General features: G+C 71.4%; 15 protein-coding genes and 1 tRNA gene. 6 read left to right on the top strand and 10 right to left on the bottom strand.

The genetic code is table 11. The annotated features are described in order from the left end of the window. The first annotated feature begins 218 nt into the window (after positions 1-218). From HCN56_RS02105 to HCN56_RS02090, 4 genes are all read left to right on the top strand, one after another. Entirely contained in the window at positions 219-1,058 is an 840-nt protein-coding gene (locus HCN56_RS02105; protein ID WP_167967696.1) for a helix-turn-helix domain-containing protein, read from the top strand. Further along, the gene (locus tag HCN56_RS02100; RefSeq protein ID WP_167967695.1) at positions 1,055-1,267 is read left to right on the top strand and encodes a DUF397 domain-containing protein; all 213 of its coding nucleotides are present in this window, start codon (positions 1,055-1,057) and stop codon (positions 1,265-1,267) included. Before HCN56_RS02105 ends, HCN56_RS02100 begins: the two co-directional genes overlap by 4 nt. 61 nt (positions 1,268-1,328) lie before the next feature. Continuing rightward, positions 1,329-1,529 carry a DUF397 domain-containing protein gene (locus HCN56_RS02095; protein WP_167967694.1) on the top strand — a complete coding sequence of 67 codons (201 nt, stop codon included), beginning with the start codon at positions 1,329-1,331 and terminating at the stop codon, positions 1,527-1,529. 161 nt (positions 1,530-1,690) lie between these two features. Further along, positions 1,691-1,903: a DUF397 domain-containing protein gene (locus HCN56_RS02090; RefSeq protein WP_167967693.1), complete on the top strand. Its 213-nt coding sequence runs from the start codon at positions 1,691-1,693 to the stop codon at positions 1,901-1,903. A 169-nt stretch (positions 1,904-2,072) separates the two neighbouring features. Here HCN56_RS02090 and HCN56_RS02085 read toward each other — a convergent pair whose 3' ends face one another. The 8 genes from HCN56_RS02085 to HCN56_RS02050 all read right to left on the bottom strand — a co-directional run bounded on the left by HCN56_RS02085 (position 2,073) and on the right by HCN56_RS02050 (position 13,946). Beyond that, complete coding sequence (locus tag HCN56_RS02085) at positions 2,073-3,788, bottom strand: tetratricopeptide repeat protein (protein ID WP_167967735.1); 1,716 nt, start codon at positions 3,786-3,788, stop codon at positions 2,073-2,075. A gap of 330 nt (positions 3,789-4,118) precedes the next feature. Continuing rightward, positions 4,119-6,245, bottom strand: coding sequence for a PQQ-dependent sugar dehydrogenase (locus HCN56_RS02080; RefSeq protein WP_312871005.1), 2,127 nt, complete (start codon positions 6,243-6,245; stop codon positions 4,119-4,121). A 136-nt stretch (positions 6,246-6,381) separates the two neighbouring features. After that, positions 6,382-7,371 carry a sugar phosphate isomerase/epimerase family protein gene (locus tag HCN56_RS02075; protein ID WP_167967692.1) on the bottom strand — a complete coding sequence of 330 codons (990 nt, stop codon included), beginning with the start codon at positions 7,369-7,371 and terminating at the stop codon, positions 6,382-6,384. Positions 7,372-7,826: 455 nt separating this feature from the next. After that, positions 7,827-8,849, bottom strand: a complete 1,023-nt coding sequence (locus HCN56_RS02070) for a sugar phosphate isomerase/epimerase family protein (RefSeq protein ID WP_167967691.1) — start codon at positions 8,847-8,849, stop codon at positions 7,827-7,829. Beyond that, positions 8,846-10,057 (bottom strand): Gfo/Idh/MocA family protein, encoded by a 1,212-nt coding sequence (locus tag HCN56_RS02065; RefSeq protein WP_167967690.1) that lies wholly within the window; start codon positions 10,055-10,057, stop codon positions 8,846-8,848. The genes HCN56_RS02070 and HCN56_RS02065 overlap by 4 nt, the downstream gene beginning before the upstream one ends. Before the next feature lie 64 nt (positions 10,058-10,121). After that, on the bottom strand, positions 10,122-11,186 hold the full coding sequence (locus HCN56_RS02060) for a substrate-binding domain-containing protein (protein WP_167967689.1): 1,065 nt from the start codon (positions 11,184-11,186) through the stop codon (positions 10,122-10,124). Positions 11,187-11,394: 208 nt separating this feature from the next. Further along, positions 11,395-12,462 carry an ABC transporter permease gene (locus HCN56_RS02055; RefSeq protein WP_376770826.1) on the bottom strand — a complete coding sequence of 356 codons (1,068 nt, stop codon included), beginning with the start codon at positions 12,460-12,462 and terminating at the stop codon, positions 11,395-11,397. Beyond that, positions 12,459-13,946, bottom strand: coding sequence for a sugar ABC transporter ATP-binding protein (locus HCN56_RS02050; RefSeq protein ID WP_167967732.1), 1,488 nt, complete (start codon positions 13,944-13,946; stop codon positions 12,459-12,461). The genes HCN56_RS02055 and HCN56_RS02050 overlap by 4 nt, the downstream gene beginning before the upstream one ends. A gap of 218 nt (positions 13,947-14,164) precedes the next feature. Here HCN56_RS02050 and HCN56_RS02045 point away from each other — a divergent pair, with 218 nt between their 5' ends. Then, on the top strand, positions 14,165-15,379 hold the full coding sequence (locus HCN56_RS02045; protein ID WP_167967688.1) for an ROK family transcriptional regulator: 1,215 nt from the start codon (positions 14,165-14,167) through the stop codon (positions 15,377-15,379). A 214-nt stretch (positions 15,380-15,593) separates the two neighbouring features. Here HCN56_RS02045 and HCN56_RS02040 read toward each other — a convergent pair. Together HCN56_RS02040 and HCN56_RS02035 are read right to left on the bottom strand one after the other, a co-directional pair. Continuing rightward, positions 15,594-15,670 (bottom strand) — tRNA-Met (locus HCN56_RS02040). A gap of 100 nt (positions 15,671-15,770) precedes the next feature. Continuing rightward, positions 15,771-18,938, bottom strand: a complete 3,168-nt coding sequence (locus HCN56_RS02035; RefSeq protein WP_312871004.1) for a UPF0182 family membrane protein — start codon at positions 18,936-18,938, stop codon at positions 15,771-15,773. Positions 18,939-19,047: 109 nt separating this feature from the next. On the opposite strand from HCN56_RS02035, the gene HCN56_RS02030 reads away from it, so the two are divergent. After that, positions 19,048-19,635, top strand: coding sequence for a PPA1309 family protein (locus HCN56_RS02030; RefSeq protein WP_245245825.1), 588 nt, complete (start codon positions 19,048-19,050; stop codon positions 19,633-19,635). Positions 19,636-19,692 lie beyond the last annotated feature (57 nt).

Here is a 19,692-nt window from a genome sequence, read left to right as displayed (position 1 = left end):
CCGTCCCAACTCCACGGACCTGACGACAAGTTCGGCAGTCGGAGTCACCGGCTCGTCATCCGCCGGGGCAGGCACCGGCAAAGCCTCTGTCTCACCCTCGTCGCCGGACTGAAGATCAGAACACACGACCATTCCTCTCCGTAGCGATACCACTACCAAGAAGTCACAGAGTCGCCTAGGGTTGGCCTGTCTTCAACGTCTCAGCGCCGGAGAACACGTTGGTAAACCGCAAGGAACTGAACCCCGACGCGAGCCCGGAAGCGGCATTCGGCGCACGTCTGCGCAGCCTGCGAGAGGCCCGGGGGTGGCTGCAGGACGAGCTGGGCGCGCGCATGGGGTACTCGGGACGGCATGTGTCGGGCGTGGAAACAGGCAATAAATCGCCAACCCGGCGCTTCGCGACCGCCACTGACGTGGCGTTCGGACTGGCCGGCACCGAAGAGTCATTCGCACGGGAATGGGGGAAGATCGAGCACGGCGTGCTCTTGCAGGGCTTCCCCGAGTACGTGGGGCTGGAAGGCCGGGCGGCGGAGATCAAACTGTTCGACGCCGGGCTGATCCCCGGACTGCTCCAGACCCCGGAGTACGCGCAGGCACTGGCTGCAGGCGCCGTCGAGCGAGGCGTGATATCGGCCGACCAGGTCGAGGAAGCTCTCACGTTCCTACTGGACCGGCAAGCCGCGCTGGTGCGTCCCGTGCCACCCCTGATTCACGCCGTGCTGGACGAGAGCTGCATCCGGCGGCCGATCGGCGGCGCTGAGGTGATGGACGCTCAGCTGCAACATCTTGTCGACTTCGCCGCGCTGCCGCACACCGTGTTCCAGATCGCTCCCTACAGTCTCGGTGAACGGCGCCCGTTCGACCGGCTGGTAAACCTCCTCACCCTCGCGGACCGGTCGGTCGTCTCCTACGTCCAGTCACAGACCCAGGGGTACCTGGACCGGGAACTGACTTCCGTCGTCCCCCTGGTGAGGGCTTACCATCAGCTCACAGCCGGATCGCTGTCGCAGGCGGCATCGGTGGCCATGATCGAAGAGGTACGGAAGGGCACCCCATGACGACCACGGCTGACGTGACCCGGTGGGTCAAGTCCTCCTACAGCAACACCGGCGATTCGTGCGTCGAGTGGGCCCCGGGCATCGCGTCGAACACGGGCGCCGTCCCCGTCCGCGACTCCAAGAACCCGGCAGGCCCCGCGCTGGCCGTTCCGGTCACCGCATTCACCGCGTTCGTGAACGGCGTCAAGTCGGGTTCGCTCCGACGCTGAACGTGCGCCACGCAGACTGCCCCACCGTGGACCTGGCCCAGCAGCTACGAAAGGGAACCCCGTGACTTCCGAGTCTCTCCGCTGGTTCAAGTCCTCCTACAGCGATGGGGCTGGAGGAAATTGCCTGGAGGTGTCAGACGGGCTCGCCGGGGTCACGTCGGTGCGCGACTCCAAGAACCTCACCGGGCCCACCCTTGCGGTGCCCACGGGCGCGTTCGCCGCGTTCGTGATCCGTGTCAAGTCGGGTTCGCTCCACCGCTGAACGTGCGCCACGCAGACGGCCCCCACCATGCCCAGCACGGGGTGGTTGCTCGCCGCGACCCAGGGACTCGTCCCCTGGCGAGGACTTACCACTGCTCACAGCCGGATCGCCTCCCAGGCGGCATCGGTGGCCACGATCGAAGAGGTACGGAAGGGCACCCCATGACGACCACGGCTGACGTGACCCGGTGGGTCGCGTCCTCCCACAGCAACACCGGCGGCTCGTGCGTCGAGTGGGCCCCGGGCATCGTGTCCAGCACGGGCGCCGTGCCCGTCCGCGACTCCAAGAACCCGGCAGGCCCCGCGCTGGCCGTTCCGGTCACCGCGTTCGCCGCGTTCGTGAACGGCGTCAAGTCGGGTTCGCTCCACCGCTGAACGTGCGCCACGCAGACGGCCCCACCGTGCCGAGCACGGTGGGGCTTCTCCGTGCGCCAGGGGCGCGACCGTCCGACCTTGCGTCTCCGGGACCACGGCGAGGTCCGGGCACACTCAGCGCGGGCAGCTCCGCTCTCCCCGCCTGACCGGCGCCGGGCGCGGCGGCCGGTCAGGCGGTGAGCTCGGTGCGCAGCGCGTCGCGCAGGCGGCCGGCGCGCTCGGCGACGGCGTCCGGGCCCAGTTCGACGGCCTTGTCGCACCACTCGCCGGCCTGGCCGAGGTCACCGCGGCGCGATGCCAGCAGCGCGAGGTGGAGGGCGGAGCGGCCGTGGCCGGCCTCCGCCGCCCGGGTCCACCACAGGGCGGCTTCCGGCTCGGCGCCCTCGCGGGCGAGGAGCAGGCCGAGGTTGAAGGCGCCGTGGCTGCTGCCGGCCTCCGCGGCTCGGCGGTACCAGTCGGCGGCCTCCACGATGTCGCCGCGGGTGGCGGCGGCCATGCCGACGCGCACCTGGGCGCGGCGGTGGCCGCGCTCCGCGGCGTGCTCGTACCAGCGCTCGTACTCGGGCCGGCCGTCCTCGTCGGTGTCGCGGCCGGTGCCGGTGGCGGGACCGCCGCCGACCGCGCGGTCGGCGCGGGCCTCGGTGACCTCGGGAACCTCGCCGGAGGCGGCGGCGCGCTCCAACCAGGAGGCGAGGCGGAAGGCGCCCTCCGGGCTGCCGCCCTCGGCCGCGGCCCGGAGCATGCGGACGGCGGCGGCGCGGTCGCGGTCGGTGCGGCTCTCCCGCAGGCGCTCCATGCCGATCTGGAGGGCGGCCTCGGCGTGACCGGACTCGGCGGCGTGCTCGTACCAGCGGCGGGCGAGGGTGGTGTCGCCGCGCCGCGCGTAGAGGATGCCGAGGTTGAACGCGGCGTCCACGCTGCCGGATTCGGCGGCGCGCGAGAACCACGGCTCGGCGCCGGCCTCGTCGCCGCGCTGGAGCAGCAGCACGGCGAGGGCGTTCGCGGCCTCGCGGTGGCCCGCGTAGGCGGCGCGGCGGTACCACTGCTCGGCCTGGCCGTCGCGGCCGCGGTCGGCGCTGAGCAGGCCGAGGTTGTAGGCGCCGTTGGTGTCGCCGGCCTCGGTGGCGGCGCGGTACCAGCGCTGCGCCTCGCCGCGCTCGCCGCGCTCGGCGTGGAGCGCGCCGAGCGCGTTGGCGGCGGAGCCGTCGCCGTCGCGGGCGGCGCGGCGCCACCACTGCTCGGCGCCGTGCTCGTCGCCGGCGTCGCGCAGCAGGAAGCCGAGGGCACAGGCGGCGCGGGGCTCGCCGGACTCGGCGGCGTCGAGGTACCAGCGGCCGGCCTCGGCGGTGCGGCCCTGCTCCTCCAGCAGGGCGCCGAGCCGGAGCGCGGCGCGGCGGTGGCCGCGGGCGGCGGCGAACCGGTACCAGGTCTCGGGCTCGTCGGCGCGGGAGGCGTAGCGGTAGGCGGCCTCGCGGTGGCCGCGTTCGGCGGCGACGCGGTACCAGGAGGTGGCCTCGTCCTCGCCGCGGTGGTCGAGGAGGTCGGCGAGGGCGTAGGCGGCGGAGTCGTGGCCGGCGTCGGCGGCCTGCCGGAGCCAGTACTCGGCGGCGACCTCGTCGCCGCGGTCGCGCTGCACCCGGCCGAGGGCGTGGGCGGCGGGGGCGGAGCCGGCGACGGCGGCGGAGCGCCACCAGGTCAGCGCCTCTTCGGTGCGGCCGGTCTGGTGGAGGAGGAGTCCGAGGTTGTTGGCGGCCGAACGGTCGCCTTCGGCGGCGCCGGCGCGCAGCGGCGCCTCGGCCCCTTCGAGATCGCCGCGTCGCAGCAGTCGTGCCCCCTCCCGCGCGGCCGAGGCAGCCCCGCTGTCGAACCTCGTCACGTCCCCCATAAGGTCCATCGTCGCACCACCTGAATGCCGCGTGCACGTTGGTTTGTGCGACGCGAGAAGTAACTTGTAGGTTTGTCGACTTCCCGATATTCAAACCGTCAAAACCCGGATGCCGAGCACAGTTGACCAACCTTGCTCGCAGTATCGCTGCCCGGTCTCACGCATCCCATGAGCCCCGGACGCGGCGGGGTTCCGAACTGTTGCCCAAAGGCTGACGCCGGGCGGTGTCATCACCGCCCGGCGTCACCGGTGTTCGTCCGTCGTGTTGTTCACCTGCCGGAGCAGGAGCCGCGGGGGTGCCGCGGGACGGTGTTCAGGGTCGGGGTCGGCTCAGCCGACCGGGTTGAGCACCACCTCGGCGGTGCCGGTCAGCGGCGGCAGGCCGTCCTCACCGGGGTCGGTGTAGGAGGCGACGAACACGCCGCGCAGGTTGTCCCGTTCGGGGTCGTGGCCGCCGGCCAGCGAGGTGCGGATGGAGCCGGTGCAGCCCGCCGCGCTGGTCATCGGGTGGCCGTGGTCGTCGTGGCCCAGGATGTAGGTCACGGTGACCCGGTTGCAGTCGACCGGCTGGTCGTCGGTGACCTGCACCTCGAAGTTCACCAGCTGGCCGAAGGAGAACTCGTCACCGGTCTGCGGGGTGACGAACTCCACGACCGGCGCCTCGTTGCCCACCACGATCCGGACCTCGGCGGAGGCCGTCTTGCCGCGGTGCTTGCCGCCGACGTCGGTGACGGTGAGGTTGGCGCGGTAGACGCCGTTCTCCGTGTAGGTGTGCGTCGGGTTCTGCTTGCGGGAGTCGATCTTCCCGTCCGACTCGAAGTCCCAGGCGTACTTCAGCTTGTCGCCGTCCGGGTCGGTGGTGCCCTCGCTGGAGAAGGAGACCGTCAGCGGCGCCTGGCCGTCGGTGACGTCGGCGCTGACCTGCGGCACCGGGGCGTGGTTGCCCTTCTTGCCGATGTAGTCGATGCGGGCGAGGCGGGCCTCCTCGTTCTCGGAGAAGTAGCCCTTGCCGTACTCGAGGATGTAGAGCGCGCCGTCGGGGCCGAACTCCATGTCGATGACCGAGCTGAGGTCGATGCCGGGGACGACGTCCTCCATCGCGACCTCGCCGTTCTTCTGGACGTGGAACCCCTTGATGTAGTCGCGGGTCCACTCGTAGAAGAGCGGGGTGCCGTCGTACTGCTTCGGCCAGGCCACCGGGTTGCGGCCCTTGGTGGCCTTCTTGTCGTACTCGTACGCCGGGCCGGCCATCGGGCCGACGCCGCCGGTGCCGAGGTCGGGGAACCTCTCCGAGAGCTCGTTGCCGTAGTAGACGTCGGGCTGCTCCACCGGGGGCAGTTCGGTGAGACCGGTGTTGCGCGGGGAGTCGTTGACGGGGTTGGCGCAGTCGAACGCCTCGCCGGACTCGCCGGTGGCGAAGTCGTAGTCGATGTACGGCTGGTCCGGGGTGATGCAGTACGGCCAGCCGTGGTTGCCGGGCTTCTTGGCGGCGAACCACTTGCCCTGGCCGAAGGGACCGCGCGCGGGGTCGGTGTCCTTGGCGTCGGGCGAGTAGTCGGCGACGTACAGCTCGCCGGTCTTCTGGTTGAGCTCGATGCGGAACGGGTTCCGCAGCCCCATCAGGTAGATCTCCGGACGGGTGTCCGGGGTGCCCGCCTTGAAGAGGTTGCCCTTGGGGATCGAGTACGAGCCGTCCTTCTCCACCTTGATCCGCAGCACCTTGCCGCGCAGGTCGTTGGTGTTGGCCGAGGCGCGCTGCGCGTCGAACGCCGGGTTGGAGTCGGGGCGTTCGTCGATCGGGGTGTACCCGTCGGACTCGAACGGGTTGGTGTCGTCGCCCGTCGACAGGTAGAGGTTGCCCTTGGCGTCGAAGACGATGTCGCCGCCGACGTGGCAGCAGATCCCGCGGTCCTGCTCGACGTCGATGATCTCCTGCTCGGTGCTCAGGTCGATCGTGCCGCCCTTGAGCTCGAACCGCGAGAGGCGGTTGACGCCCTTGAAGGGCTCGAAGTCCTCGGGGTCGCCCGTCCAGGGCGCCTCGCCCTCGTTGACGTCCGGGGTGGACGGGTCGTCGATGGGGGTGTCCATCGGCGGCGCGTAGTAGAGGTAGACCCAGCGGTTCTTCTTGCCGTCGAACTTCGGGTCGACGGCGACCGACTGGAGCCCCTCCTCGTCGTTGGTGTAGACGTCGAGCTCGCCGGCGAGCGTGTTGAGCCCGCTCTTGGGGTCGTTCAGCCACACCTGCCCGTCGCGCGTGGTGTGCAGCACGCGCTTGTCGGGCAGGACGGCGAGGTCGATCGGCTCGCCCGGCATGTCGTTGAGGACGACTTTCTGGAACTCCGAGTCTGCGGGCGGCGGTTCGGGGTCCCCGTGGCCGGGGTGGGCGGTGGCCGGAAGGGCGAGCATGGAGGCGGCCAGGACGGTGACCGCGGCGACGAGGCCGGATCTGCGTATCACGGGCGTTCCCTCTCCTGGAGGTCGTGCAGGGTGGTTCGGTGAGCCGTTCCGCCGGATGCGGACGGCGAGGCGGGGGTTCGGCCGGAGGGGCCCGCGGGGACCCCTCCGGCCCCCCGGTGGGGGTCCTCGGTTCCGGTCAGCGGCACTTGGGGCCGCGGAGGTACCGGTAGCCGACGCGGGCCGTCTGCAGCGGCGTCACGTCGGGGGTGTCGTTCTCGACGATGTACTCCTTGACGGAGTGCGCACGGAAGATCCGCGGGAAGTCGATGTGCCCGGTGCCCACGTCGGCGAAGCCGCCGGTCTCCGGGTTGCGGTCCTTCACGTGGTACTGGAGCGTCTTCTGCGGCGCGCGCCGGATGACCTCCAGGGCGAAGCCCTCGGGGTCCTTGACGCCGTCGCCGCTCTCGATGCCGCCGCGGACCGCCCAGTAGAGGTCGATCTCCAGGTGCACCAGGCGGCGGTCCAGCCGCTCGGTCAGGATCGACCACGGGGTCCGACCGCGGCCGAGGTCGACGGTGAACTCGTGCGCGTGGTTGTGGTACCCGTACTTGATCCCCGCCCGCTTGGCCCGGGCGGCCTCCTCGTTCATGCGGTCGGCCCAGCGCCGCCAGTCGTCGGCGTTCTCCGAGGCGAGGTACGGCACGTTGATGTAGGACTGGCCGAGCGCCTTAGCGTTGGCGATCTTGGTGTCCAGTGCCGTGTTGGTCTCGCTGACCCCCTCGTGGCTGGAGGTGGCCTTGATGCCGAGGCGGTCGTAGAACCGGCGCAGCTCCTTGGCGGAGCGGCCGAAGAAGCCCCCGGCCTGCTCGACCCGCGGGTAGCCCATCTTCGCGATCTCGCGGAGCGTGGCGTCGAAGCCGCGCTCGCCGTTGAGGTCGTCGCGGACCGTCCACAGCTGGATGGATATCTGGCCGGGCGGGACCAGCGGCCGGCCCGAGGGTCTGCGGCCCTGGGCCGGTGCGGCGGCAGGGGCCGCGGCGGCCGGTGCCGCGGTGGCGAGTCCGGTCGCGGCGACCGCGCCGGCGGCGGCCGTGGCGAGCGTGCCGCGGAGCACGTTGCGGCGGGAGGACCCGCGCTGGGCGAGCGAGCGTTCCAGGGGACGCTCACCGTCGAATCCGTAACACATGGCGACTCCTTCTTCTCCCGGAACGCAGCGGCTCGGCGACGTCCGGGTGGGGGGCCGTCCCCGGGGCGGGGACACGAGGTTGACGCGTGTGACGTGGGAGAGGTGCGGCTGGTACCGGTGATCCGTGCGTGTGGGGGGGGTGGAGCGGGTGCTCCCGTGGGGGTGTCAAGGGGCCTGCCCGAGCGGGCGGCGGGGCGCGGCCCGGGCGGCGGTCCACCGGTGGGGGGGAAGAGGAGGACCGCCGCCCGGCGCGCAGGAGTGGTGCGGTTCGGGGGGGGGTGCGGCCACGTCCGGCGGCTGTCCTGCCGTGCGGTGCGGTGGCCTCGGGTGCTGCGGGGTCGCGCCGGCCGGGTGCGGCCGGAGGGGCGGCGGGGTGTGCCGCGACGCGCTGTCGAAGTGTCGGGGTCAGGGTGCCGGGGCGGTCCGCTGCTCCGCCCCGGCACGTCGGGGTGCCCTCAACCGGCCTCGCCGTCGCGCGGGGAGCTGAACGCCGCGTCGAACGACGCCGCGGAGGGCGGGAAGAGCTGGCTGCGGACGTAGGCCAGGGCCTCCGGTGCGCCGTGCAGCCGGTCCATCCCGGCGTCCTCCCACTCGATGGAGATGGGGCCGCGGTAGCCGATCGACTCCAGCGCGCGGAAGGACCGCTCCCAGGGCACGTCGCCCCGGCCGGTGGAGACGAAGTCCCAGCCGCGGCGGGGGTCGCCCCAGGCGAGGTGGGAGCCCATCCGGCCGTTGCGCCCGTTGCCGGTCTGGCGGCGGGCGTCCTTGCAGTCCACGTGGTAGATCCGGTCGGCGAAGTCGATCAGGAAGCCGACGGGGTCGATGTCCTGCCAGACCATGTGGCTGGGGTCCCAGTTGAGACCGAACGCCTCGCGGTGCCCGATCGCCTCCAGCGTGCGGACCGTGGTCCAGTGGTCGTAGGCGATCTCCGAGGGGTGGACCTCGTGGGCGAACCGTACGCCCTCCTCGTCGAAGACGTCCAGGATCGGGTTCCAGCGGTCCGCGAAGTCCTGGTAGCCGGCGTCGATGTATTCCTGGCCGACCGGCGGGAACATCGCGACGTACTGCCAGATGGAGGAGCCGGTGAAACCGACGACGGTGTCCACGCCCAGCCGCTTGGCAGCGCGCGCGGTGTACTGGAGTTCCTCGGCCGCGCGGCGGCGGACGCCCTCGCCGTCGCCGTCGCCCCACACCCGGTCCGACAGCATGGCGCGGTGGCGGTGGTCGATGGGGTTGTCGCAGACGGCCTGGCCGGTGAGGTGGTTGGAGATCGCCCACACCCCGAGGTTGTGCTGCTCCAGGATGTCGCGGCGGGACTTCAGGTAGGCGTCGTCCTCCGCGGCGCGGCGGACGTCGAGGTGGTCGCCCCAGCAGGCGATCTCCAGTCCGTCGTAGCCCCACTCCGACGCCAGTCGGGCCACCTCGGTGAAGGGGAGGTCGGCCCACTGGCCGGTGAACAGGGTGATCGGTCGGCTCATCGCGCTGCCTCCGGCTCTCGGTTCGGGACGGTCTCCCCCGCGGGGGCGACCGGGGTGGTGTCGACGGTGGTCCAGGCGCTGCCCGCGGCGGCACTGGCCTCGACGGCCGCCAGGACGCGCTGCACGGCGAGCCCGTCCGCGAAGGACGGCGCCGGGTCCTGGCCGGCGTCGATCGCGGTCAGCAGGTCGGCCGCCTGGTGGGAGAAGCCGTGCTCGTAGCCGAGCATGTGCCCCGGCGGCCACCACGCGGACACGTACGGGTGGTCGGGTTCGGTCACCAGGATGCGGGTGAACCCCCGGGTCCGGGAGGGCACGGCGTCCTCGTAGAGGTGGAGGGCGTTCATGTCCTCCAGGTCGAAGGCGAGCGCCCCCTCGCTGCCGGAGATCTCGATCCGCAGCGCGTTCTTGCGGCCGGTGGCGAACCGGGTGGCGGTGAAGGTGGCGGGGGCGCCGCCGGCCAGCCGGGCGAGGAAGACGGCCGAGTCGTCCACGGTGACCCGGCCCGTCCCGGAGCCGTCCGCCAGCGGGCGCTCCGGGACGAAGGTGTCGGTGAGCCCGCTGACGCCGGTGACCGGCAGCCCGGTGATGAACTGGGTGAGGTCGACGGCGTGGGCGCCGATGTCGCCCAGCGCGCCGGAGCCGGCGCGGTCCTTCTCCAGCCGCCAGGACATCGGGGCGTCGGCGTCGCTCAGCCAGTCCTGGAGGTACTCGGCGCGGACCTGGCGGACCTGCCCGATCCGGCCCTCCGCCACCAGCTTCCTGGCCAGCGCCACCGCGGGCACCCGGCGGTAGGTGAAGCCGACCATGGAGCGGACACCGGCCGCCGCGGCGGTCTCGGCCGCCGCCGCCATGGCCTCGGCCTCGGCGACGGAGTTGGCGAGCGGCTTCTCGCACAGCACGTGCTTGCCCGCCTGCAGCGCCGCGACGGCGATCTCGGCGTGGGTGTCGCCCGGGGTGCAGATGTCCACCAGCTCGACGTCGTCCCGCGCCACCAGCTCCCGCCAGTCGGTCTCGACCGCTCCCCAGTCGAACCGTCTGGCCAACTCCTCCGCCGCGGCCCGGTTGCGGCCGCCGAGGGCGACCAACCGGGGCGTCAGCGCCGGGTCGAAGAAGCTCCTGGCATTGCGCCAGCCCTGGGAATGGGCCATGCCCATGAAGGCGTAGCCCACCATCCCGATACCGATGGACCGCCGCTCGGCGCCACTCATCCTGTCTCCCTCTTCCGCCGTCCGCGGCCCGTCGGGCCGCTGGTCGCTACCGCCGACCTGTTCGTCAGGACTCGAAGCCCAGGGGCATGTACTGCTCGACGTTGTCCGCCGTCACGACGGGCGCGTTGAGCACGATGCGCCGCGGGACCTCGACCTGGACCAGGTCGGACAGGCCCTTGTCCTGCGCGAGCAGCCGCGCCAGGCGCACACCGTCGGCGGCCTGGGTCGGCGGGTAGAGGACGGTCGCCTCCATCTCGCCGGCCTCGATCCACCGCATGGCGTTGGCCGATCCCGCGCCGCCGATGAAGAAGAACTCGTCGCGGTCCGCGTTCTCGAACGCCGCCTTGACGCCGACGCCCTGGTCGTCGTCGTGGTTCCAGATGATGTCGATCTCGTTGGCCGCCTGGAGCAGGTTGGAGGCGGCCGCCTCGCCGGACTCCACGGTGAACTCGGCGGCGACCCGGCGGTCCACGTCCTGGCCGCACTCGGAGAGCGCGTCCTCGAAGCCCTGGGAGCGGTCCTGGGTCAGCGGCAGCGAGTCGATGCCGGCGATCTCGGCGATCACGGCGTCGCCGAGGTCGTTCTCCTCCACCAGCTGGCAGGCGTAGGTGCCGGCGGAGACGCCCATGCCGTAGTTGTCGCCGAGGATGGTGACGCGGGCGGCGAACTCGTTGGAGAACTCGCGGTCCACGTTGACCACCGGGATGCCGGCCTGCATCGCCTCGGTCGCGGCCTCGGTCAGCGCGGCGCCGTCGGTGGGCAGCAGCACGATGGCGTCGACGCCCTTGCTGATGAAGGACTCGATGTGGGCGATCTGCGCCGAGGGGTCGTTGGTGCCCTCGGCGATGTCGAACTCGATGTCCTCGTACTTGTCGGCCTCCTCGCGGGCGGCCGAGTTGATCGCCGCCAGCCAGCCGTGGTCGGCCTCGGGGCCGGAGAAGCCGATGGTGACGGTCTCACCCGGGTCGTCGTTCGCGCTGACGGCGGTGGTCCCGCCGTCGTCGCCACCGCCGTTGCTCTCCTCCGCCGGGGTGTTGGAGGTGCAGCCGACGGCCAGCGCGGCCACTGCGGTCAGGGCGCCGATGCGGGTCAGCGTCCGGGTACGGCGTGATCTGGCGGTAGCGGACATGACGGTCCTGCCTTTCGAGAACACAAGTGCGGCCTGGGTGCGCCGAGTCGTCGCAGCTGCGGCGCGGGTCCCGGGGACTCCCGGGGGGGGGCGGTGCCTGATGGGGTCCCGGGCGCGGGGCCCGGGTGCCGCGCGGGCGCGGCGGGGTGGGGCGGGGTGAGGCGCACGGGTCGGGGCCACCGGAGGGGGCCGCGCACCGCGCGCCCGGTCAGCCGGGCGTGGATCGCGCCGCCACTCGCTGCTGGAGCAGCACGGCGATGACGATGATCGCGCCCTTGGCCACCGCCTGGGTGGAGGTGTCCAGGTTGTTCAGGGTGAAGACGTTGGTCAGCGTGGTGAAGATCAGCACGCCGAAGACGGTGCCGACGATGGTGCCGCGGCCGCCGCTGAGCAGGGTGCCGCCGATGACCACCGCGGCGATGGCGTCCAGCTCGTAGAGGGTGCCGTGGGTGGAGGTGCCGGCGGTGGTGCGGGCCATCAGCATGACCGCCGCGATACCGCAGGCCACGCCCAGCAGGACGTACAGCGACGTCTGGTGGCGCTTGACGTTGATGCCGGCGAGGCGGGCCGCCTCCGGGTTGCCGCCGACGGCCAGGGTGCGCCGCCCGTACGCGGTCCGGTTCAGCAGAATCCAGCCGGCCACGGCGACCAGCGCGAAGATGATGACCAGCCGCGGGACGCCGAGGAGCGATCCCCGGAAGAAGTCCAGGAACGGCCCGACGGTGACGACCTGCGTCTTCTTGTCGGCGATCAGCTCGGCCAGGCCGCGGGCCGCCGCCAGCATCGCCAGGGTGACGATGAAGGCAGCCATGCGTCCGTAGGCGATCAGCAACCCGTTGACCAGGCCGCATCCCGCTCCCACCGCCAGCGCGGTGGTGACCATCAGAATCCAGTGCACGTCGGTCGCCATGGTCTGCGTCGCCAGTGTGGTCGCCCACACCGAGGCGAGCGCGACGATCGCGCCGACCGACAGGTCGATGCCGCCGCCGGTGATGACGAAGGTCATCCCGACCGACACCACGCCGATGACCGAGGCCAGGCGCAGCACGGTCATCATGTTGTCCACGTTGGCGAACCGGTCGCCGGCCGTGATGAGACCGATCAGGCACAGCAGCAGCAGCGCGATGACCAGGCCCAGGTTGCGGCCTGCGGAGCCGGAGAGCAGGTCCGTGGCCCGGCTGCGGAAACCGCCCCCGGAGGACCCCTTCTTCTCCGGCACGTCCTCGCCGGGTCCCGGCTGACCGCCGGACTCCACGGCACTCGCTTGGAGGCTCACGCCACCTCACCTTCCATCACCATGTCGAGCACCTGGTGCTCACTGATCTCGTCGGCCGGGCAGTCGTGCACCAGGCTCCCGTCGGAAATCACCAGCACCCGGTCGGAGAGGCCGATGACCTCCTCGATCTCGCTGGACACCACGACGACGGCGATGCCGCTCGCGGCCAGCGACCGGACCAGGGCGTAGATCTCGGTGCGGGCACCGACGTCCACCCCTCGGCTGGGCTCGTCCAGCAGCAGGACCTTGCAGTCGCGCAGCAGCCACCGCGCGAGGACCACCTTCTGCTGGTTGCCGCCCGAGAGGGTCCCGGCGGCGCGGTCGACGTCGTTGGGGCGCAGGTCCAGCGCGCCGGTGTGCTCCGCTGCGGCGCGGCGCTCCTCGGCGTTGTGCATGAACCCGCGGCGGGAGAACCGCGGCAGGCTCGCCATCGTCACGTTGCGGTAGATCGGGTCGCGCAGCACCAGGGCCTGGCTCTTGCGCTCCTCGGGGGCGAAGCCGATCCCGGCGGCCATCGCCGCCCCGACCCGGCCGGGCCGCAGCCGCTTCCCGGCGACGCTGACGCTGCCGGTGGTGGGCTTGCGGGCGCCGTAGATGGTCTCCAGGATCTCGGAGCGCCCCGAGCCGACCATGCCGGCCAGACCGACGATCTCGCCGGGGCGGACGGAGAAGCCGACGCCCTTGAACTCGCCGGTCCGGCCGAGGTTCTCGACCTCCAGCACGGGGTCGCCCTCGGGGGCGCCCGCGCCCCGGTCGGGGAAGACGTAGTCGATGGATCGGCCCGTCATCAGCCGGATCACCTCCTTGGTGGGGGTGTCCTCGGCCTGCAGCCCGGTGGCGACGGTGCGGCCGTCCTTGAGGACGGTGACACGGTTGCCGATCTGCCGGATCTCCTCCAGGCGGTGCGAGATGTAGACGATCGCGACGCCCTGGGCGGAGAGGTCCCGCACGACGCGGAAGAGCCGGCCGACCTCCTCCTGGTCCAGCACGGCGGAGGGCTCGTCCATCACGATGAGCTTCGCGTCGTGCGACAGCGCCCGCGCCATGGAGACGATCTGCTTGCCGGCGGCGGACATCCGCCCCACCTCGGTGGTGGGCGAGACCTCGGGGTGGCCGAGCCGGCCGAGGAGTTCCGCGGCCGCGGCGTTGGACTCGCCGGCGGCGTTGAGTCCCCAGCGGTTGCGGCGCTCGTGGCCGAGGTGGATGTTCTCGGCGACGGTGAGGCCGTCGACGAGGTCCAGCTCCTGGTAGATGGTGGCGATGCCGAGCTTGATGGCTGCCTGCGGGTTCGGCAGCCGTACCTCCTCGCCCCGCCAGGTGATGCGGCCGGCGTTCGGCTGGTGGGCACCGGCGAGGACCTTGATCAGGGTCGACTTGCCGGCACCGTTCTGTCCGAGCAGGCAGTGGACCTCGCCGGCTCGGACGTCCAGGTCGATGCCGTCCAGCGCCTTGACGCCGGGGAAGTGCTTGACGATGTCGTGCATCTCCAGCAGTGGCTGACGGTCACTGGCGCCTGCGGACTCGTCCGGCGCCTGGTGTGCGGCTCCCATGGCGGATGAACGTAGAGCCACTTTTGCCGGGGGTCAATAGAAAGTTCAGCGTTACCTGTCAGAAGGTATGCTCCGGCAGAGAGAAAGGCCCGGGCGTTGTACCGTGAACGCCCCCACCTTCGTGACTGCGGCATCGGATGGAAAGGCACGTCATGACCGCCACCTCCGCCAGTGGACCGCTGCCGCTCACCGCGGTCAACGCCACGGTCGGAACAGCCGCACTGCTGGACCTCGTCCGCGACGGCCGCCCTCGCACCCGCGCGGAGCTCTCCGCCGAGACGGGTCTCGCCCGGTCCACGATCGCCGAGCGCGTGGACCTTCTCATGAACTCGGGGCTGCTGCGGCACGCGGAGAAGGGGCGCTCCACCGGGGGCCGACCGCCCTCGCTGTTCGCGTTCAACCCCGATGCGCGCGTGGTCCTCGTGGCCGACGTGGGCGCCACCCACGTCAAGCTCGCCGTCACCGACCTCGCCGGTCAGGTGCTCGTCGAGGACGACGAGGCGATCGACATCGACCGCGGACCGGAGGTCGTCCTCGGCCATCTCCAGGACCGCGGACTGGAGTTGCTGGCGGCGCTCGGGCGCACCCCGGGCGAACTGCTCGGCATCGGCATCGGGCTCCCCGGCCCGGTCGAGTTCTCCTCCGGACGCCCGACCAACCCGCCGATCATGCCGGGCTGGGACGGGTTCGACGTCCCCGGGTTCGTCCGCTCGCGCATCGACGCGGTAACACTCGTCGACAACGACGTCAACATCATGGCCCTGGGCGAACACCGCACCAACTGGCCCGACGAGTCGCAGTTCATCCTCGTCAAGGTCGCCACCGGAATCGGCAGCGGGCTCGTCATCGACGGCCGGCTCCACCGCGGGGCCCAGGGGGTCGCCGGCGACATGGGACACGTCCGGCTCCCCCACGACGCGGACGTCGCCGACGTCATGTGCCGCTGCGGGAACGTCGGCTGCCTGGAGTCGGTGGCGAGCGGCGCCGCCGTCGCCGCGCGGCTGACCGAGCAGGGGGTGACGGCCCGCGGCAGCGCCGAGGTGGTCGCCCTCGCCCGCAGCGGCTCCGTCCCCACGCTGCGCCTGGTCCGCCAGGCCGGCCGCGACATCGGCGAGGTGCTGGCCACCGCGGTCAGCCTCATCAACCCGTCGGTCGTCGTCATCGGCGGCGCCCTGGCGCAGGCCGGCGAGCACCTGATCGCCGGGGTGCGGGAGGTCGTCTACCAGCGGTCGCTGCCGCTGGCCACCGAGCATCTGCGGATCGTGCAGGCCGGGCCGGACGGCCACGCCGGAATCCAGGGCGCGGCCTTCATGGTGATCGAGCACGCGCTCGCCCCGAGCCAGCTCGACGCCCTGCTGACCGCCTGACCCCTCCGGCGACGGCTCCCCGCCCCGGCCGGAGCCCCGTACCGCCTCCCCGCCCGGCCGCCGCACGGTGGCCGGGCGGCGGCGTGACCGGCCCGGGCGGGCCCGCCGGATCCGGGAGCCGGGAGCCCGACGGGAGCGCGGGTCGGGCACACCCGATGTCCGGGCACAACACAACGAGGGCCCGCATCCTCTTGGATGCGGGCCCTCGTCCTACTGGTAGCGGGGACAGGATTTGAACCTGCGACCTCTGGGTTATGAGCCCAGCGAGCTACCGAACTGCTCCACCCCGCGCCGTGGTCCCCTTGCGGGGCCCTCCCGCCTCGGGTTTCCCCTTGGCGACAGATGAAACATTACCACAGCGCGGGGTGGTCACCTCACGCGAGCGCGGGCGTCACTCGTCCGACGGCGTGTCACCGGAGTCGCCGGAGTCCTCGTCGGACCCCTCCGGACGCAGCGCCTCGTCGAGCTGGCGGCTCAGTTCCTTGATCCGGTCCTGTGCCTCACCGAAGCCGGCCCAGTCGCCCTCCGCGAAGGCCTGCTCGGCCTCCTGGATGGCTTCCGAGAGCTCGCCCGCGAGTTCGGCCGGCGTCTCGGAGCCGTCCGGCTCCTGCTCGTCCTGGCCCGCGTCCGGGTCGTCCGGGTCGGTCGGCGGAGTGGCCTCCACCTCGTCGCCGGACTCGGTGACACCGAACAGCACGTCCAGCGCCTCGCCCAGTGTCGGCTCGAACGCCAACTCGTCCCCGTAGGAGGCGAGCACCATCTGCATGCGCGGATAGTTGGCGCCCGCACCGCGGACGTAGAGCGGCTCGACGTAGAGCAGGTCGTCCTCGCCCAGGGGGATCGTCAGCAGGTTGCCGTAGTCCACCTGGGAGTCGCCCCGCGTCAGCAGGTTGATCTGCTGCGCGATGTCCGGCTCGGCGTTCCATCTCGACTGCACCTGTTGCGGACCGGGTGTGGTCGTGTTGTTGGGCAGCGTCAGGATGCGCATCCTGCCGTACTCGTCGCTTCTCGCGTCGGCCTCCACCGCCATGTAGGCGGCGAGCGTCTCACGGTCGCGCGGGTTGAACGTGGTGGTCAGCGAGAAGCTCCGCTGGTCCTGGTCCGGCATCCGGATGGACAGGTAGTACGAGGGCACCACGGTGCCCGAGGACTCACCCGGCATCTGGGGCACGACCCAGCGCTCACCGCCCGCGAAGAACAGGCTCGCGCTGTCCACGTGGTAGCGCTGGAGCAGGTCGCGCTGCACGTTGAAGAGGTCCTGCGGGTACCGGAGGTGGGCCAGCAGTTCCTCGCTGATCTCGTCCTTCGGCGTGACCGTCCCCGGGAACGCCTTCTTCCAGGTCTGGAGGACGGGCTCGTCCTCCTCCCACTCGTAGAGGACGACCTCACCGCTGTACGCGTCCACCGTCGCCTTGACGGAGTTGCGCATGTAGTTGATCTGGTTCTGCTGCGCGAGCACCTGCCGCTGGGCGTCCGTCAGCGCCGTCTCCGTCGCCTGGTCCAGGACCGTGCGGGAGGAGTACGGGTAGCCGTTGGAGGTGGTGTAGGCGTCCACGATCCACAGCACCCGGCCGTCGACGACCGCCGGGTAGGGGTCGCCGTCCAGCGAGAGCCACGGGGCGACGGCCTCGACGCGCTCCTGCGGGGTGCGCTTGTACAGGATCTTCGAACCGTCGCCGATGGCGCCGGAGTACAGGATCTGCGGCTCACCCATGGTGAGGGCGTAGGCGGCGCGGCGGAAGTAGTTGTTCAGCTCGACACCACCCTCACCGGTGTAGCTGTAGTCCTGCTCCTCGCCGGAGCTGGCGGGCTGCTCCTCGGTGGGCTCCTCGGAGCCGCCCTCGCCCTCGCCCTCGGCGGCGTCGCCGTCGCCTTCGGTCCCCTCGCCCTCGGCGGCCTCGTCCGCGGCCTCGTCGGCCGCTTCCTCGTCGGTGCCGCTGTCACCGCGGATGTAGTCGAGCTCGGGCTGCGGGCCGCCGACGATCGACCAGTGGTTGGTCGCCTCGCCGAAGTAGATCCGCGGCTCGTACTCGCCGAGGTCACCGACGGGCGGCAGCTCCTTCTCGGTGAAGGAGGGGGTGCCGTTGCCGAGGATCTCGTCGCCCTTGGCCGCGACCACGCCGAAGCCGTGGGTGTAGCGGAAGTGGTCGTTGATCCAGTTTCGGTCGGGCAGCCGCTCGATGTTGATCTCACGGACACCGATGACGGTGTCCTGGTCGCCCTCGCCGTCGGCCGACGGGTACCGGTCCACGTCCAGCGTGCTCGCGAACTGGTAGTAGCCGCGGATCTGCTGGAGCTGCTGGAAGGCCGGGGAGATCACGTTCGGGTCGACCAGGCGGATCGAGGCGGCCTCGCTGACGCTGTTGCGCAGCTCCTGCCGGTTCTCGTCGGTGACCGCTGCGGCCTCCTGGCGCCCGAAGGACTCCTTCTCGGCCTGGTCGATGCCGTAGGCCTCCTTGGTCGCCGCGAGGTGCTTCTCGATGTACGGCGTCTCCACCGCCTGCTGGTTCGGGCGCACCTGGAACTGCTGCACCAGCGCCGGGTAGACCCCGCCGATCAGCACGGCGGAGAGGACCATCAGGCCCAGACCGATCACCGGGAGCTGCCACATCCGCCGCCACAGGGTGGCGAAGAACAGCACGGCGCAGATGATCGCGATGATGGTGAGGATGGTCTTCGCCGGCAGGTAGGCGTTGGCGTCCACGTACCGCAGACCCGTCCAGCCGTCGGCGTTGCGGAAGTCGCTGCTCTTGAGGGCGAGTCCGTACCGGTCGAACCAGTACGCGACGGCCTTCAGCGAGACGAACAGACCGAGCAGCACCGAGAGGTGGCCGGTGGCGCCCGCGGTGATCCGGTTGCCCGGGCTGGACGCCTTGATCCCGCCGTAGAGGTAGTGCGTCACCGCCGCCGCGATCAGCGAGACCACGACCAGCGCGAAACCGATGCCCAGCAGGAAGCGGTAGAACGGCAGGTCGAAGGCGAAGAAGGAGATGTCACGGCCGAACTGGGCGTCGGTCACGCCGAAGGACGTGCCGTTGACCCAGGTCAGCCAGGTACGCCACTGACCGGCCGCGGAACCGCCCGCGACCAGGCCGACCAGCACCGAGACGGCGATCAGCACCCACTTCTTGTAGGGTGCGATGCTCATCCGGTAGCGGTCGAGGTTCTGCTGCTCCGGCGACATCCCGCTCAGCGGCGGACGCATCCGGTGAGCCAGCCAGATGTTGAACCCGACCGCCAGCGCCATGAGGACGGCGAATACGGCGAAGAGTCCGATCCGGGTGAACAGCTGTGTGGTGAAGACCCGCGTGTAGTCCACGGACTGGTACCACAGCAGGTCCGTCCAGAACCCGGCGAACATTGCGAAAAGAATGGCCAGGCCGGCAAGGATGGCCGCGGTGATCAACAGCGTCTTGGCGCCCCTCGACGGACGCCCGACCGTGAACCGCGGTACTCCTGACCCGCCCGGCCCTCCGGGGCCACGTGGGCCTCTGGGCCCGTTCGGACCTTTGGGGCCGCCCGAGCCCCGGTCCGGCATCTGGAAAGCCAAGGTGCGCACCTCTGAGATTCGCAGCGGATGAATCTGGGCTAGGGGAAGCCCACCCTAGTAACTTACTCAAGCTTTACTCAGTTCCCGTTCCCGGGGTGGGTCACGGCACGATATAGACATGGACAACACCCACTCCGCCCCGTCCGGGGCAGGTCAGATGGCCACCGCACCGCTCACCCGCGCCGTGCTGGAGATCGACGGCTACGTCTCCGGACTCGGCTGGGACAAGCCCGCCCGCCTCTTCGCCCTCGTCGACACCGCCCGCCTCCGCTCCGAGGAGCCCTCCCTCGCCGACCGCCTCGGCCTCGACCCCGCGCAGGAGGAGCCGATCGGCGGCTCGTTGACCCCGGTGGAGCAGGAGGAGCTGCCGCCGGACGCCCCGCTCGACGAGTTCCTCGGCACCATCGCCTGGCCCGACGCGGTCGTCGGCTGCGCGCTCACCGTCGAGCGGCTGATGCTCTCGCCCGACGCGGAGGCCGCCGTCCCCGACGAGCTGCGCGAGGAGGAGAACATCGACGCGCTCACCAAGTGGGTCGCGGAGCACCCCGAGCGCCAGGAGGTCCGCATGACCGTGGGCGTGCTGCGCGGCGGCGAGCGGGAGGCCGCGGTGCGGCTGCGCGCCAAGGACGAGGACACCGAGGTCCTCACCGGCCGGGACCTGGTCCCGGGGCTGGCCGACGCGCTGGCCGCGACCTTCGAGTCCTGACCACCCGGCGCCGCCGTACCGCGAGCGGGCCCGTGCCGACGCCGGACGGCGTCGGCA

This window comes from Streptomyces lonarensis (assembly GCF_012033735.1).
GTDB classification, from domain to species: domain Bacteria; phylum Actinomycetota; class Actinomycetes; order Streptomycetales; family Streptomycetaceae; genus Streptomyces; species Streptomyces lonarensis.
This window is presented reverse-complemented; position numbering and strand designations above follow the sequence as displayed.